Source organism: Allorhizobium borbori (genome assembly GCF_014196535.1).
Classification (GTDB): Bacteria; Pseudomonadota; Alphaproteobacteria; order Rhizobiales; family Rhizobiaceae; genus Ectorhizobium; species Ectorhizobium borbori.
The window spans coordinates 128,355-141,924 of record NZ_JACIDU010000005.1; the positions used below are offsets into that span (position 1 = coordinate 128,355).

12 protein-coding genes and 1 pseudogene are annotated in these 13,570 nt (G+C 58.8%); 11 read left to right on the forward strand and 2 right to left on the reverse strand.

Annotated features, from left to right (window positions below; all coding sequences use genetic code 11):
* The first annotated feature begins 34 nt into the window (after positions 1–34).
* The 10 genes from GGQ66_RS07980 (at position 35) to GGQ66_RS23060 (ending at position 10,958) form a co-directional block, all read left to right on the forward strand.
* Entirely contained in the window at positions 35–1,132 is a 1,098-nt protein-coding gene (locus GGQ66_RS07980; RefSeq protein ID WP_237358823.1) for an N-acetylglucosamine-6-phosphate deacetylase, read from the forward strand.
* The gene (locus tag GGQ66_RS07985) at positions 1,129–2,391 is read left to right on the forward strand and encodes a neutral/alkaline non-lysosomal ceramidase N-terminal domain-containing protein (RefSeq protein WP_183791224.1); all 1,263 of its coding nucleotides are present in this window, start codon (positions 1,129–1,131) and stop codon (positions 2,389–2,391) included. Before GGQ66_RS07980 ends, GGQ66_RS07985 begins: the two co-directional genes overlap by 4 nt.
* An 82-nt stretch (positions 2,392–2,473) precedes the next feature.
* Positions 2,474–3,775 (forward strand): extracellular solute-binding protein, encoded by a 1,302-nt coding sequence (locus GGQ66_RS07990; protein ID WP_370686314.1) that lies wholly within the window; start codon positions 2,474–2,476, stop codon positions 3,773–3,775.
* A 67-nt stretch (positions 3,776–3,842) separates the two neighbouring features.
* Positions 3,843–4,730: a carbohydrate ABC transporter permease gene (locus GGQ66_RS07995; protein ID WP_183791228.1), complete on the forward strand. Its 888-nt coding sequence runs from the start codon at positions 3,843–3,845 to the stop codon at positions 4,728–4,730.
* Positions 4,730–5,611: a carbohydrate ABC transporter permease gene (locus GGQ66_RS08000; RefSeq protein WP_183791230.1), complete on the forward strand. Its 882-nt coding sequence runs from the start codon at positions 4,730–4,732 to the stop codon at positions 5,609–5,611. The genes GGQ66_RS07995 and GGQ66_RS08000 overlap by 1 nt, the downstream gene beginning before the upstream one ends.
* A gap of 3 nt (positions 5,612–5,614) precedes the next feature.
* Complete coding sequence (locus GGQ66_RS08005; protein WP_183791232.1) at positions 5,615–6,871, forward strand: AGE family epimerase/isomerase; 1,257 nt, start codon at positions 5,615–5,617, stop codon at positions 6,869–6,871.
* Entirely contained in the window at positions 6,858–7,925 is a 1,068-nt protein-coding gene (locus GGQ66_RS08010) for an ABC transporter ATP-binding protein (protein WP_183791233.1), read from the forward strand. The genes GGQ66_RS08005 and GGQ66_RS08010 overlap by 14 nt, the downstream gene beginning before the upstream one ends.
* Before the next feature lie 16 nt (positions 7,926–7,941).
* On the forward strand, positions 7,942–9,414 hold the full coding sequence (locus GGQ66_RS08015) for a mannitol dehydrogenase family protein (protein WP_183791235.1): 1,473 nt from the start codon (positions 7,942–7,944) through the stop codon (positions 9,412–9,414).
* On the forward strand, positions 9,411–10,640 hold the full coding sequence (gene uxuA, locus GGQ66_RS08020) for a mannonate dehydratase (RefSeq protein WP_183791237.1): 1,230 nt from the start codon (positions 9,411–9,413) through the stop codon (positions 10,638–10,640). The genes GGQ66_RS08015 and uxuA overlap by 4 nt, the downstream gene beginning before the upstream one ends.
* Before the next feature lie 12 nt (positions 10,641–10,652).
* Positions 10,653–10,958, forward strand: coding sequence for a hypothetical protein (locus GGQ66_RS23060; RefSeq protein WP_237358824.1), 306 nt, complete (start codon positions 10,653–10,655; stop codon positions 10,956–10,958).
* A 208-nt stretch (positions 10,959–11,166) separates the two neighbouring features.
* Here GGQ66_RS23060 and GGQ66_RS08035 read toward each other — a convergent pair whose 3' ends face one another.
* Positions 11,167–11,868, reverse strand: a complete 702-nt coding sequence (locus GGQ66_RS08035) for an IS6 family transposase (RefSeq protein WP_183791241.1) — start codon at positions 11,866–11,868, stop codon at positions 11,167–11,169.
* A gap of 202 nt (positions 11,869–12,070) precedes the next feature.
* Between GGQ66_RS08035 and GGQ66_RS08040 the strand changes: the two genes are divergently transcribed.
* Positions 12,071–13,360: a hypothetical protein gene (locus GGQ66_RS08040; protein ID WP_183791244.1), complete on the forward strand. Its 1,290-nt coding sequence runs from the start codon at positions 12,071–12,073 to the stop codon at positions 13,358–13,360.
* 10 nt (positions 13,361–13,370) lie between these two features.
* Here the strand turns inward: GGQ66_RS08040 and GGQ66_RS23420 are convergent.
* Positions 13,371–13,523: pseudogene (locus tag GGQ66_RS23420) on the reverse strand (AAA family ATPase); the annotation flags it as partial.
* Between the last annotated feature and the right edge of the window lie 47 nt (positions 13,524–13,570).

Consider the following 13,570-nt stretch of genomic DNA (forward strand, 5'->3'; position numbering starts at 1 on the left):
GATCGAAGGCAGAGACCCGCAGACAGGAAAGGGCATGGCGGTCGAAATCGCCAACGGGCTGATTGTGTCCGTTGAGGCGCACGGCACGGCAGCGCCCCATTACCTCGCTTCCGGCCTGATTGACCTTCAGGTCAATGGCTTTCGCGGTATTGACCTGAATGATGGTGCGTTGACGCCCGATGCCGTTCTGAAGCTGTGCAGGGAACTGGCAAGCGTCGGCGTTACGACCTGGCAACCGACGCTTATCACTGCAGCCGAAAGCTCCATCGTTGCCGCACTTGCGGCGATTGCCGGCGCCCGCGACCAGTATGCGCTGGCAAGCGAGATGATTGCAGGCGTTCATGTTGAAGGTCCATCTATCTCGCTGATGGATGGACCGCGCGGTGCGCACCCAGTCGAGCATGTCCGCGGCCCGGAAATTGCCGAATTCGAGCGGTGGCAGCTGGCTTCCGGCGATCTGGTGACGATGGTTACGCTTGCACCGGAGCATTCAGGCAGCACCGATTATATCCGTGCCCTTTCCGAGCGTGGCGTTCATGTGGCCATCGGCCACACGGCGGCGACGCCGGAGGAAATTCATGCGGCTGCTTCAGCGGGAGCATGCGTTTCGACCCATCTCGGCAACGGAGCGGCGGCGCTGTTGCCACGCCATCCGAACTTCATATGGGCGCAGATGGCCGATGACCGGTTGACCGCCGGGCTGATTGCCGATGGCTGGCATCTGCCAGCCGATACATTCAAGGCGATGTTGTGCGCCAAGGGTGAGGAGCGGGTTGTACTTGTGTCCGACACCGTGGCGTTGGCGGGAATGCCTGCAGGCCGTTACGACCAGCCGGTTGGCGGTGCCGTGGAGGTTTCGCCTGAAGGACGTATCAGCGTGGCTGGAACGCCTTATCTTGCTGGCGCGAGCCTGCCCCTCTGCGCCAACGTGGCCATTGCCGCGCAAATGGCTTCCCTGCCGCTGGGCCGGGCGTTGAAGCTCGCAACGGTCAACCCCGGCCGGTTTGTGGGCGGGCGCGGCGTTCTTGAAGCAGGAGCAAGGGCAGACCTTATCCTGTTCGACTGGAACGAAGGCGATGCTGCGCTCATCGTTCAGGAAACGCTGGTGGCCGGAGAAAGGGTGTTCCCATGATCGACGCAGGCGCAGCCATCGTGGATATCACGCCGCCACCGGGCATGGTCATGGCGGGCTTTGCCGCCCGGAGCGATACCGCGCGCGGGTTTCATGACCGGTTGACTGCGCGCGCCGTGGTCATCGGCGATACGGCGGTCGTTGTGGCCGACGTGATCGGCATCGATGCGGCCATGAGCCTGCGGATTCGCGAGCGCTGTGCGCTTTCGGCCGAACGTGTCGTGGTGTCGGCGCTTCATACGCATGGCGGACCGGCTTCCATGGCCGGCCGGCTTGGCGGGGCCGCAGATCCGGCCTATCTTGAGCGCCTTGAGGACGCTTGCGTTGCGGCTATCGATAAAGCCGCGTGTGAACGCCGCCCGGCAATGCTTTCGGCAGGCTATGGTTCTGATCCCGATATAGCGCGAAACAGACGCCATTCGGGGGGTATCGTCGATCGGTCCCTGCCCGTTCTGCACCTCACGGACATGCAGGGTGCGACGATTGCGGTTCTGGTTTCCTACGCATGCCACCCGGTTGTTCTCGGAGCCGACAATCTCCTGTGGACCGCGGATTACCCGCACTTCACGCGTGAGGCACTCGAAAGAGCCTTTCCCGGATCGGTTGCCGTGTTCATGACGGGATGCGTCGGGGATGCCAATACCGGGCACTCCGCACATGCGTCAATCTCGCTTGCGGCCAATCCGGAGCGGACCTTCGCTGCTGCCGAACGGATTGGCGAAAAGATCGCCGCTGCGGCGCTTGCCGCACCTGCCCGGCAGATTGCAGGGGGAGTGTCCGTTCACAATGGTGCGGTGACGCTCGGGTTTGAGCGGCGGGAGACGGAGCCGCTACCGGTCCTTGCCAGCCGGTGGGAAGGGGAGGCCGTTACTGCCGATCCGGCCCGGCGGAGTCTCCTGCTTTATTGGGCTGACTGGGCGCGTCGCGTCGGGCCGCTTGCCGCTGACGGATTGACCACACGCGTTACCGTTTTCGAATGGGGCGGTGTTCTTCTGGTTGCCTTGCCTGGCGAGATATTCGCGGAAACTGCGCTCGCCATTCGTGCTGCTGCTGGCGATGCACCGGTCTTCACGATTGCCTTTGCCGACGACAATCCCGGCTACATCCCACCCGCCAGCGAATATGCGTTCGGCGGCTACGAAGTGGATGAGGCGCACCGCTACTACGGCATGCCGATGAGCTTTGCCGCAGGCTCCGCCGAGACACTTTGCGAGAAGGCCACGACCCTGATCCGAGAGGGCTCCGCGACGAATTCCTAAACGGCTGGACCTCGGGAACCCAGCCGTCACTCCTGCCCGAACCATGGACGAAAAGCAAAAGAAGGGAACGCACATAATGAACATGCAATCCAGCAGAACCAAAGCTCCAGCCCGCGCAACGCTCATCGCAGGCGTATGCGGCGCCTTTTTCATGTCGGCCATGGCTTCGGCATCGGCCGAGACGCTGACGGTGTGGAGCGGTTATCCGGAAATGGCGCCGTTTTACGAGCATGTTGCCGAGGGCCTGAAAAAGAAGCATCCAGACCTGCAGGTGAAGGTCGAGGCCATTGCCCTGCGCGAGCATGAAAAGCGCGTTGCGCTGGGCCTGTCGTCCGGCGGCAGCGACATCACGGTGATCGAGCTTGCCGGCTCAACGGCTACTCGTTACCTCGAAAACGAGCTTCTGCCAAAAGCTCCGGACGATGTGGCCTCCTTTGTGAAGGATCCGCAGAATTTCGGCACATTCTTCTCCGATACCGCAAGTTATGATGGCACCGTTTACGGCATGCCGCTGTTCCGCGGGCAGGGCGCGCTCTATTACAATACCGAGATGTTTGCCGCAGCCGGTCTGACTGAACCTCCGAAAACGATGGATGAATATTCGGAATATGCCTCCAAGCTCGTGCAGCGCGATGCTTCAGGCAAGGCAACGGTCTCCGGCTGGAGCATGCGCCTTTCCGGTGGTGGTCAGGGTATTGCCGAAAAATTCTGGGTCAACCTGCATCAGTATGGCGGTGCGCTGCTTGAAACGGATGGCCACGGCAAGTGGAAAGCCGGGTTTGCCAACGAAGCTGGCCGGAAGACGCTGAAACAGTATCTCGACAACATTTTCGTTGCCAAGACCGTTTCGCCGGAAATGCCGGCAGACGCGGATGCCTTCGAACGCGGCCAGACCGCCATGTTCATCCGGGAATCCTGGGTTATCGGCGATATCGCCAAGAAGGCCCCGAACCTGAAATATGCGACGGCTCCTCTGCCCAAGGGTTCGATCGGCTTGCCGACGAACCTTTATGTCGCGGGTGAAGAAGGCAAGACACAGATCGGTTGGGAATTCGCCAAGGCTACGAACGAGCCCGAAAATCTTGTCTGGCTGCTGAAGAATGTCGGCTGGCTGCCGAACCGTTCGAACGTCGATTATTCGAGCGTTACGAAGGAACAGCCGGCCTTTGCCGCATTCGTGGACTACCCGAAGGACTACAGCTTCTTCACCCTGCCGTCGATTGGCCCGGTTGAAGAGATTCTGACGCGCGTAGCTGCCCAGCTCGTCATCGCTTTCGGCGATGCCTCGCTTGCCGGTGACGATGCAAAGATCGATGCTTTCCTTGCGAAGACCGCTGACGAGGTGAATACCATCCTCACCCGCGAAGGCCTTCTGGCGAAATAATTGCGGTTCCGCATCAACCGTATCGCCCGCAATCTGAAGGTTGCGGGCGTCTTCCGGGGAAGGTGATATGCTGAAGAGAAAAAGATGGACATTCGCGATGATGGCCATACTGCCGACGTTGGCGATCTTCGCCTATGTCCGGCTTTATCCTATCGTCGACACGTTGCGTCTCAGCTTTTATAAATGGGACATCCTTTCCAAAAGGAAGCCCTTCATCGGGCTTGAGAATTTCAGGGAATTGATGGGTGATCATCTTTTCCAGTCCGCGCTCATAAACACCACGATCATCGCCTTCGGCGTGCTCATCATAACGATCCCGGCTGCGCTGGTGATCGCGGCGCTGATCTTTTATCGTACCCGGTCGCGGCTTTCCGGCTTTTATGAAACGGCAGTCTTCATTCCCCATGTCGTTTCACTCGTACCGGCAGCAATGGCCTGGAAATGGATATTTGATGCCCGGCTTGGCCCGCTCAATGCAGCCCTGTCCTTTTTCGGCGTTGAACCGCAGGCATGGCTTTTCGATCCTGTTCTCTCGGTGATCTGCATCATCGTGCTCTGCTCCTGGCAAGCGCTCGGATATGCCGTTCTCATTTATCTCGTCGGTTTCAAGAACCTGCCGGTTTCGCTGTATGAGGCAGCCAGGCTGGACGGCGCATCCGGTCCGCAGAGCTTCTGGCATCTGTCGGTTCCCATGCTCAAGCCGATCACGCTTTATGTTTCGGTCGTAACGCTCATTTCCGGCTTCAACGTCTATGCCCAGGCCTTCATTCTTGCTTCGGATGCGCAGGGCGCTCCGGGCAGGCAGGTCCGGGTTCTGGTTCTCGATATGCTCGAAAACAGTTTCCGCAATTATCGCGTCGGCTATGCGGCGTCCGAGGCTGTCGTGCTCCTGGCCATCGTTCTGCTCCTGACGCTTGTCCAGTTCGGTCTGCTCCGGGAAAAAGGAAAAGCGTGATGACCATATCCTCCGACCACAATGCAGCCGAACACGGCGAAGGCCGCAGCCTTCGCCGCAAGAAACAGATTGTCGATGTCTCGATCGATGTGTTTCTGTTCGTCGTCTCCATTCTCATGCTTCTGCCGCTTGTCTTTCTTGTCGCAAACGCCTTCAAGACACCGGCCGAAATGCTGGCATGGCCGCCCACGATCATTCCGCGCGACCCGACGCTGGAAAATTTCTCCGCCGTTCTCGGTGAAACTCCGTTGCTGCGGTGGATTGGTAACAGTCTGTCATTTGCAGTTATGTCTATGATCGCAATCGTCGCGACCTCGGCAATCGCAGGGTATATCTTCGGGAAGTTCCGCTTCCGGTCGATGAATGTGATCTTTGCACTGTTTCTGGCTACAGCCGTCGTGCCGTTCGAAGTCTATATGATCCCGCTCTATTTTCAGGTGAAGGCGCTTGGCCTGCTGAACTCCACATGGGGGCTGCTGATCGGTTATCTGGTCATGAGCTTTGGTATATTCCTGATCCGCCAGAACGTGATCCATGCGGTTCCCGATGAACTGCTGGAAGCTGCGCGGATCGATGGCGCCGGTGAATTCTGGATTTTCCTTCATATCGTTCTACCGCTTCTGCGCGGGCCGCTCGGCGCGCTCAGCGTGCTGGCCTTCTTTCAGGCATGGACGGCCTTTGCCTGGCCGATGATCATCGCCACGACCCAGTCGAGTTATACGATCGAAGTGGGGCTGGCGCTTTTCCAGACCGGCTTTACCGTCGATCTCGGTCGCCTGAGCGCGGCGTCCGCGACAGTTCTCATTCCATCCATTCTCCTGTTTGTCATCCTCCGCCGCAACTTTGTGCAGGGCGTGGCCAGCACAGGCATGAAGGAGTAACCGATGGCCACGGATTTCTACACGCAGAAGCGAACCGGCTATGCTGCCGTCAACGCGGGAACGCTGTACTGGATGTTGCAGCGGCCATCGCTGGCCGGGGGATTTCTCAATACCAAGACGAACAGCCTGACGCTTGCCGATTACGATGCAAAGGACGGGGTACGCGGACCGGACTACACTTACGGGTGGATTCAGGGACGCGGGCTCGAGGCGCTGGTGGCGCATGCGGCCTTTTTTCAGGATGAATTGCCGCCGTTTGCCAGGAAACTCGATGATTCCGCCAAGCGGCTATATGTCCTGCTCAGCGCACTTCAGCGACACGATGGGCACGCCTATTTCTGCTATGATGCTGCTTTCCAGCCCGTTTATGCCGACCAGAATGGTGTGATTGCCGGGCAGGTCCGGCCTGCCGAGGTTTACACCTACACGGATGCATTCGTTGCAAAGGGACTTGTGGCTGCCGCAAGCCGGTTCGGTTTTCCGGATCTGGATGCTCACCTTGGTTATTTCGATGCAGTGATTGCCGCTATTGAAGATGGGCGCTTCCAGATGGACGAACGCCGTCCGCTCGGCGCTCAGGCACTGTCGGAGCAAGCGGACGATTTCGGACCACGCATGATCCTGCTCGGAGCCGCCGCTATGCTCAAGCGGGCCGGTCACCATGCCCATCTGGCCTTTGCCGATCGCTTCATAGACTACGTTCTGGACCGATATTTCGATGAGGGTGAGGGGCTGCTGCGCAATGTGCCTGGCGGCGATTCCTGCAATCTCGGTCACGGTATCGAGTTTGTCGGCTTTGCCCTCGACTATCTCGATAAAGATGCCGACCCGGCGCTCATCGCCAGGCTTGAACGCATTCTGGTTTGCTCATTTCACAAGGGCTTTGTCGGGCCGGGAATTGCCCTCAATATTTCCATTGCATCCGGCCAGCCGCTCAGCCCGTTCTGTCCGTGGTGGTCGCTGCCCGAAACAATCAGGGCGGCGGCGCTTGCGTATGAGCGGACGGGAAGCGTGGCAAGCCTTGACGTGTGGAAGGCGGCTGATGCGGCTTTCTTCGAAACCTATTGGCGCGGTACGCCACCTGTTGCCTACCAGACCATGACAAAAGACGGGCCTGTGGATTTCGTACCGGCCACGCCGGACCTCGATCCGGCCTATCATACCGGGGTCAGCCTGCTGGCGGCCATCGGCGTGGCAGAGAGACTGTCGCGCAATCCTTTTTCTGTCGAACAATCGGGACAAGTCCATGGCATCCGTTGAAATCCAGAATGTCCGCAAGGCTTACGGCGACGTCGAGACCATCAAAGGCGTTTCGATCGATGTACCGGATGGCTCATTCGTTGCCCTCGTTGGCCCGTCCGGCTGCGGCAAATCCACTCTTCTGAGAATGATAGCCGGGCTTGAGGAGATCAGCGGCGGTACCATCCGGATCGATAGCCGGGTGGTAAACGACGTGGAACCCAAGCATCGCGATATCGCGATGGTGTTTCAGAATTACGCCCTTTATCCGCATATGACGATTGCGGAAAACATGGGCTTTTCCCTGCGTCTCGCCAAGCGCCCGAAACCGGAAATTGCTGAACGTGTAGCCGACGCTGCCCGTATTCTTGGCCTTGCGGATTATCTTGACCGTTATCCCAAGCAGCTTTCCGGCGGGCAGCGGCAGCGCGTTGCCATGGGGCGTGCCATCGTGCGCAATCCCAAGGTATTTCTGTTTGATGAACCGCTGTCGAACCTGGATGCCCAGTTGCGCGTCCAGATGCGGGCGGAGTTGAAGGACATCCACGCACGCATCCGAACGACGACGGTTTATGTCACCCACGACCAGATCGAGGCCATGACAATGGCCGACCGGATTGTCGTCATGCGTGCGGGTGTCATCGAACAGATCGGTGCGCCTCTAGATCTTTACGACCGCCCCGCCAACACCTTCGTTGCCGGGTTCATCGGTTCTCCGTCCATGAACTTTCTTAACGGTGTCATTTCAGATGACCGCCAATCTGTCGTGACTGGGGATGGTGTGGTGTTGCCGCTTGCATCTCCGGCTGCCGCAGAGGCCGGTCGTCCGGTGGTCTACGGAATTCGGCCGGAACATCTTTCCGCGGGAAGCGCAGATGCGCCGCTTTCCCTGGCGATCACGACGGTCGAACCGACCGGCTCCGAAACCTTCCTGCTTGGAAGCATCGGTGAGCAGAAAGTGTCGGCACAATTGCGCGAACGTATCGTTACGAAGCCGGGCGATCAGTTGCCGCTGACGCTTATGCCTTCGAATGCGCATCTGTTCGACGCAAAAACGGGTCTCAGGATCGAGTAACTCCCGGAGAATAATGATGAACATCGTGCGTCTCGGACCGGAAGCGCTGGCCACGCTTCCGGCGGATGTCCTTCGTCCGACCTATGATCGCCGTGGTGTGACGGCGGGGATCGTGCATCTCGGAGCAGGTGCCTTTCACCGGGCGCACCAGGCCGTGTTCATCGACGATTGTATTGCTGCAGGTGATGCCGGATGGGGCATTGTTGCTGCCTCCCTGCGAAGCCCCGATACGGGTGATGCGCTGAAGCCGCAGCGGGGCCTCTACACCGTTGCCGAACGTGATGGAGCCAACGAGATGCTGCGCGTGGTCGGCTCGGTTCTCGATGTCCTGACCGCGTCGCAGGCGCCCGATGCGCTTCTTGCCCGCATGGTTGACCCGCGGACACGTCTCGTGACATTGACGATTACCGAAAAAGCCTATTTGCGCGATGCGAACGGTGATCTCGACACGGCGCATCCCGATATTCTGTCGGATGTGGCGACGCCGGGCAGGCCACGAACTGCGCATGGTTTTCTGGTAGAAGCGCTTGCGCGGCGGTGGAAATCAGGGATCGCACCATTCACCGTCCTCAGTTGCGATAACCTGCCGGCCAACGGCCGCGTGCTGCACCGGCTCCTCATTGAGTTCGCCCGGCTGCGCTCGGTAGACCTGGCGGATTACATCGAAAAAGATGTTGCGTGCCCCTCCTGCATGGTTGACCGCATCGTGCCCGCAACGACCGATGCGGATCGCGCAAGGATTTCCGCGCGTCTTGGCGTTGCCGACGCCTGGCCGCTGGTCACCGAACTCTTCCGGCAGTGGGTCATCGAGGACCATTTTCCGCTTGGGCGTCCCGATTGGGAGCGTTTCGGCGTGACCATGGTCGATGACGTCGCTCCCTACGAAACCATGAAGCTGCGTTTGCTTAATGGCGCACATTCCGCGATTGCCTATCTCGGTCTTCTGTGCGGCAAGGCGACGGTTGCGGATGCATTCGCCGATCCGTCGATTCAAGGCTTCATTCAAGGGCTCTGGACTGATCTTGTGCCGACACTTGAAAGCGCCGACGCACTGGGGCCTGAAGATTACACCCGCAAGCTCGCCGCGCGTTTCGCCAACACCGCTTTGAAACACCGGACCGCGCAGATCGCGAACGACGGATCGCAGAAATTGCCGCAGCGGATTGTCGCGGCCACCTTGCAGAGGCTGGCAGCCGGCAAGGTATGCGGGCGTTTGGCGCTTGTACTTGCCGCATGGGTCGAGGCGCTCGGCTCAAGTGACGTTGAGGGCTTTACCGACCCTCTGGACGGGCGGTTCCGCAGGGAAAGCCTGAGCGAAATGCCACCGCAGGCGGCTGTGGAGCTTGTGTTCGACGCTGCCGGCATTGCCCGTGGTGCGGCTGAGAAGGGGCACCTCATCGATATGGTTGCCTGCACCTTGCAGCAATTGCGTGCGGAGGGTGTTTACGCGCTTCTCCTGCGCCTCAATAACGAGGATCAAGGAAAATGAAACAGACATGGCGCTGGTTCGGGCCGGTCGACACGGTGACATTGAACCATGTGAAGCAGGCTGGTGCGACTGGTGTGGTTACCGCGCTTCATCATCTGAACGATGGCCGTGCATGGCCGTTGGATGAGGTTCTGAAAAGAAAGGCCGTCGTCGAGGCGGCGGGCCTTGAATGGTCTGTTGTCGAAAGCATTATAGTGCATGAGGACATCAAGACGCGCACTGGCCGGTTCCGCGAATTGATCGATAACTACAAGGCTTCCATTCGCGCCGTCGCCAAAGCCGGAATACGAACGGTCTGCTATAATTTCATGGCGATTACCGACTGGACCCGGACGGATCTAGAATATCCTATGCCCCATGGCGGCACAGCGCTGCGTTTCGATGTGGTGGAGTTCTGCGCCTATGATGTTTTCCTTCTCAAGCGTCCGGGCGCCGAAGCCGATCATCCTGCCGAGAGGGTGGAGCGCGCACGGGTACGATTGGCGCAGATGGGCGAAAGCGATCTGGCCAGGCTGGAACGCAATCTTATCGAGTGGGTGCCGGCCCGTGAGTTTGTTTATGATCGGCAAAGCCTGAACCATATGCTCGATATCTATCGGGAACTGTCTGAAGATGGCTTCCGGAGCAACCTCGTGGCCTTCCTCAAGGAAATCGTGCCCGTGGCCGAAGAGCATGGCGTCAAGCTCGCCATTCATCCCGATGACCCGCCGTTCCCGCTATTTGGCTTGCCGCGTGTCGTCTGCAACGCCGATGATTTCCGGCATGTGCTGAATGCGGCCAAATCCCCATCGAATGGTGTGACGCTCTGCACCGGGTCGCTTGGCGCCAATCCGCAGAACGACCTTGTTGCAATGGCCAAGGAATTTGCCGCCGATATCCATTTTGCTCATCTGCGCAACGTGACAAGGGAAGGTGATGGTTCCTTCCACGAGGCAGAACACCTTGCCGGCAATACGGATATGGTGCGGGTTACGCAGGCGTTGATGGAGGAAGAACGGCGGCGCACCGCGCAGGGGCGATCGGATCACGAAATTCCCATGCGTCCCGATCATGGCCATGCCATCGTGGATGACATCGGCAAGCAGGTTAATCCGGGCTATTCCTGCATTGGCCGGTTGAAAGGGCTAGCCGAGTTGCGTGGCATCATGACGACGATAGACACGCTTTTGCCTGTAACTGGAGCAAATCTTGTGGCAGGAGAGGTTCCTGTTTTCTGCAAATCATGAAATTCTTCCTTCATGGCGAAGCTCCGCCTGCCCATGGCTGAGGATGCCGACGCGCTTTCGCTGAAGGCGTTGCGAGAGCTTGTGACTGGTCTGGTGGAGCGGGCTGACATCTGGATCGGAAAGCTGGAGGCCGAAAACCAAAAGCTCCGCGATGAACATGATCAACTCAGGACCGAGAACATCCGGATGAAGGTCGACAAACGGCGATGTCACGTTAACCTGAGTTCCGATGCACGGGAGACGCTCTGCCTTCGGGATTGTCTTCAGGCCACGCCGCGAGCGGCAGCCTTCCATTCTGCGATCGCCAGGATGCGTTAGCTCGACTTTGGAATGCGGAGCGTTGTGAGCGGGGTGGGACAAAGAGGTTACGGACAGCGGAGAAAACGGAGACGAAGCGTTGAAGACCTCCCGTAGATCGGAAGCCTTGCATCATCCGCTCCCGTTTTCGCAGCGGCACATGAAAATTCTCGGCATCGTAAAGTTAACGACCGAGAAGCCAAGTCGTGACGCCTGCCGTATACACCGCTCATGCCCGAGCGATCATCGCCCACAGGTTCATAACCGCTGCGCGCAGTTGGCGATGATGGCTGGATGGGATGTCGTGGCGCGGGATGTGGAATAGGTTGGCAATCTGATCATGGATGGAAACGAAGCGTTGCAAATGCCGCTTTGACTTGAAGCGCTTTATGATCCGCTCTCGCCGTCGGACTGGCTGGTGGGAATTCTCGGCCCGATTGTTCAGACCTTTGTGGGAGCGGTGCTCGACACTGGGCATGACCTCTCGTTTTGCGGCGTCATAAGATCGGAGCTTGTCGGTGATCATCACGCGCGGCGCACGGCCTTGTCCCTTCAACAGCTTGCGCATCAGGCGCTTGGCAGCCTTGGCGTCGCGACGGCTTTGCACCAGAACCTCCAGGACGAAACCGTCCTGATCCACGGCACGCCATAGCCAATGCTTCTTGCCCATGATCAAAATAACGACCTCATCAAGGTGCCACTTGTCACCGAGCCGGCCGGATGAGCGGCGGCGGATCTCGTTAGCAAAGGTACGACCAAATTTCTCTGCCCATAGTCGGACAGTTTGATGGGAGACAATGATGCCGCGCGCCGCCAACAAATCCTCGACCATCCGTAAGCTCAGCGGAAAGCGGAAATAGAGCCACACCGCGTGGGCAATGACCTCAGCGGGAAAACGGTGGCGGTGGTAGAGCGGATCACGGTCGGTCATGCCCATTCATCGCATATACAATTCCAAGTCCGGTTAACTTTACGATGCCGCTGAAACGTAATTTGTCTCGGCCCTGAGATCGAGATCTGTTACCGAGGCTCGTGTCGAAGGCGTCCTTGGGAATGAGGCATATCGGAGAGGTCGACAGTGCCGGTGATCGTGATCGGAAATAAATTCTCCAACCAATGGGATCCGGACTGCATTGAGCGATTTTAAAAGTTTCTTGGCGAGCGACGCAGGCGCGTCCGCCCGATATCAAGCACGACGCGGGCGGCGGATCCACATCAGCATCGATGATATCGAGCCTCAGTCGAAAAAGATGTCATTCGCCGACCGAGCGGCTTTTCAGACGGCAGTTGCCGAAGATCTCACGTCGATCAAACGCAGCACGTTCCGGGGCGACATAGCGCTCAAGCTGGACCTTGCAACCGCCGGCAAGACTCCACCGCATGCACATACGATCGCCAAAAACTTCCTGGACCTTCTTGGCACCCGAATGGCCGGCGTCAAATGGCCGAAAAAGAGCCTCCTCTATGCCGATGATAGCCAGATCCAGGCGCTATCAGTCTCGTGTCGTCACGGCGAGGACAACCCCAGCATTCGTATCGAGGCAAGGCCTTTTGCGGCGATGCTCGACGATCTGGAACTCGCGGGCAAGGCTCTCCAATCCACAGAAAGCATGGAGTCCTACTATGAGCGGGATCGCGAAAGTGAGTGGATAGAGACGTTTCGCGATCTCGTTCATGACGAGAAAGCCCAACGCAAATCCCTCGGCGACAAAATGTACGAGGCATATCGGGATATGGTGCGTTGGAGCGCCCAGCGTGCGCTACTCCGACGGAGCGGCGTAGACATCCCAGTCTTAGGGTGGATGTATGGCCTCCCGCGGGGGATACCGACGGGGTTCGACAATACGATGTGGGCCGGGCTGGTTGGCGATTCCAAACTCCGGCTTCAGGTCGGCGAATTGCCAATTACCAGCGGCGGCTCAACGGTGTTCAAACAAAGCGTGTCGGCCGAGATCGCCACCTTCAAGAACCGCTGGGATTGGATAATCAATCCGCTCGTAGTCGCTGTGGCACTCGAAGTCGTTGTGAGACCGAACCCCAAGACGCCGCCAACAGTCCTCCATGACCTCGACAACATAGTGCGGGATTATCTCATCCCCGGAATCGTCCCCGCCTTTGGCACGGTGTCCGACCAGCGATGGACGATCGACTTTGCAGCGCTACGGGAACGCGACCCAAAGCTTGCCAATGCTTGGGGACCAAACCCGACACCGCCAGTTGGAACGAAGAACGGCGTGACACGCTACGAGGTCTGGCGCTTACCGCCCGTCGCTGGCGAGCCGGGTTTCGTCAGCGTCGCCCTTGTCTCCGACATCGACGCCGAGGGCGACCTGATGCAGCAAATGGACGACCACATCAGCAAATGGCAAGACAGTTTGTCTGACGATGGCCGGTATCCCTGGCAGAGGCGGAGACGCTGGTAGATCACCACACCTAGCGCTCCAGACTTACGCGCAGTCTTCGCGCGCGCTCCTGGAACGCGCTTTCGCCGCCTTCCAGGATGTCGCATACCGCTTTCCTGATAGAGGCGTTTTCCAAGCCTCCCGACGTGTATGTGATCGGCGGCAAAGCGCCGTGCGGATGCGGAATCACGCAATAAAGACAATTGTTTGATCAGGTCCTCACCGTAGAGC

What these genes read in the sequence shown, in the direction of transcription:
- GGQ66_RS07980 (WP_237358823.1), top strand. Translation starts at nt 35, where the DNA reads ATGGCGGTCGAAATCGCCAACGGGCTGATTGTGTCCGTTGAGGCGCAC.
- GGQ66_RS07985 (WP_183791224.1), top strand. Translation starts at nt 1,129, where the DNA reads ATGATCGACGCAGGCGCAGCCATCGTGGATATCACGCCGCCACCGGGC.
- GGQ66_RS07990 (WP_370686314.1), top strand. Translation starts at nt 2,474, where the DNA reads ATGCAATCCAGCAGAACCAAAGCTCCAGCCCGCGCAACGCTCATCGCA.
- GGQ66_RS07995 (WP_183791228.1), top strand. Translation starts at nt 3,843, where the DNA reads ATGCTGAAGAGAAAAAGATGGACATTCGCGATGATGGCCATACTGCCG.
- GGQ66_RS08000 (WP_183791230.1), top strand. Translation starts at nt 4,730, where the DNA reads ATGACCATATCCTCCGACCACAATGCAGCCGAACACGGCGAAGGCCGC.
- GGQ66_RS08005 (WP_183791232.1), top strand. Translation starts at nt 5,615, where the DNA reads ATGGCCACGGATTTCTACACGCAGAAGCGAACCGGCTATGCTGCCGTC.
- GGQ66_RS08010 (WP_183791233.1), top strand. Translation starts at nt 6,858, where the DNA reads ATGGCATCCGTTGAAATCCAGAATGTCCGCAAGGCTTACGGCGACGTC.
- GGQ66_RS08015 (WP_183791235.1), top strand. Translation starts at nt 7,942, where the DNA reads ATGAACATCGTGCGTCTCGGACCGGAAGCGCTGGCCACGCTTCCGGCG.
- uxuA (WP_183791237.1), top strand. Translation starts at nt 9,411, where the DNA reads ATGAAACAGACATGGCGCTGGTTCGGGCCGGTCGACACGGTGACATTG.
- GGQ66_RS23060 (WP_237358824.1), top strand. Translation starts at nt 10,653, where the DNA reads ATGGCGAAGCTCCGCCTGCCCATGGCTGAGGATGCCGACGCGCTTTCG.
- GGQ66_RS08035 (WP_183791241.1), bottom strand. Translation starts at nt 11,868, where the DNA reads ATGACCGACCGTGATCCGCTCTACCACCGCCACCGTTTTCCCGCTGAG.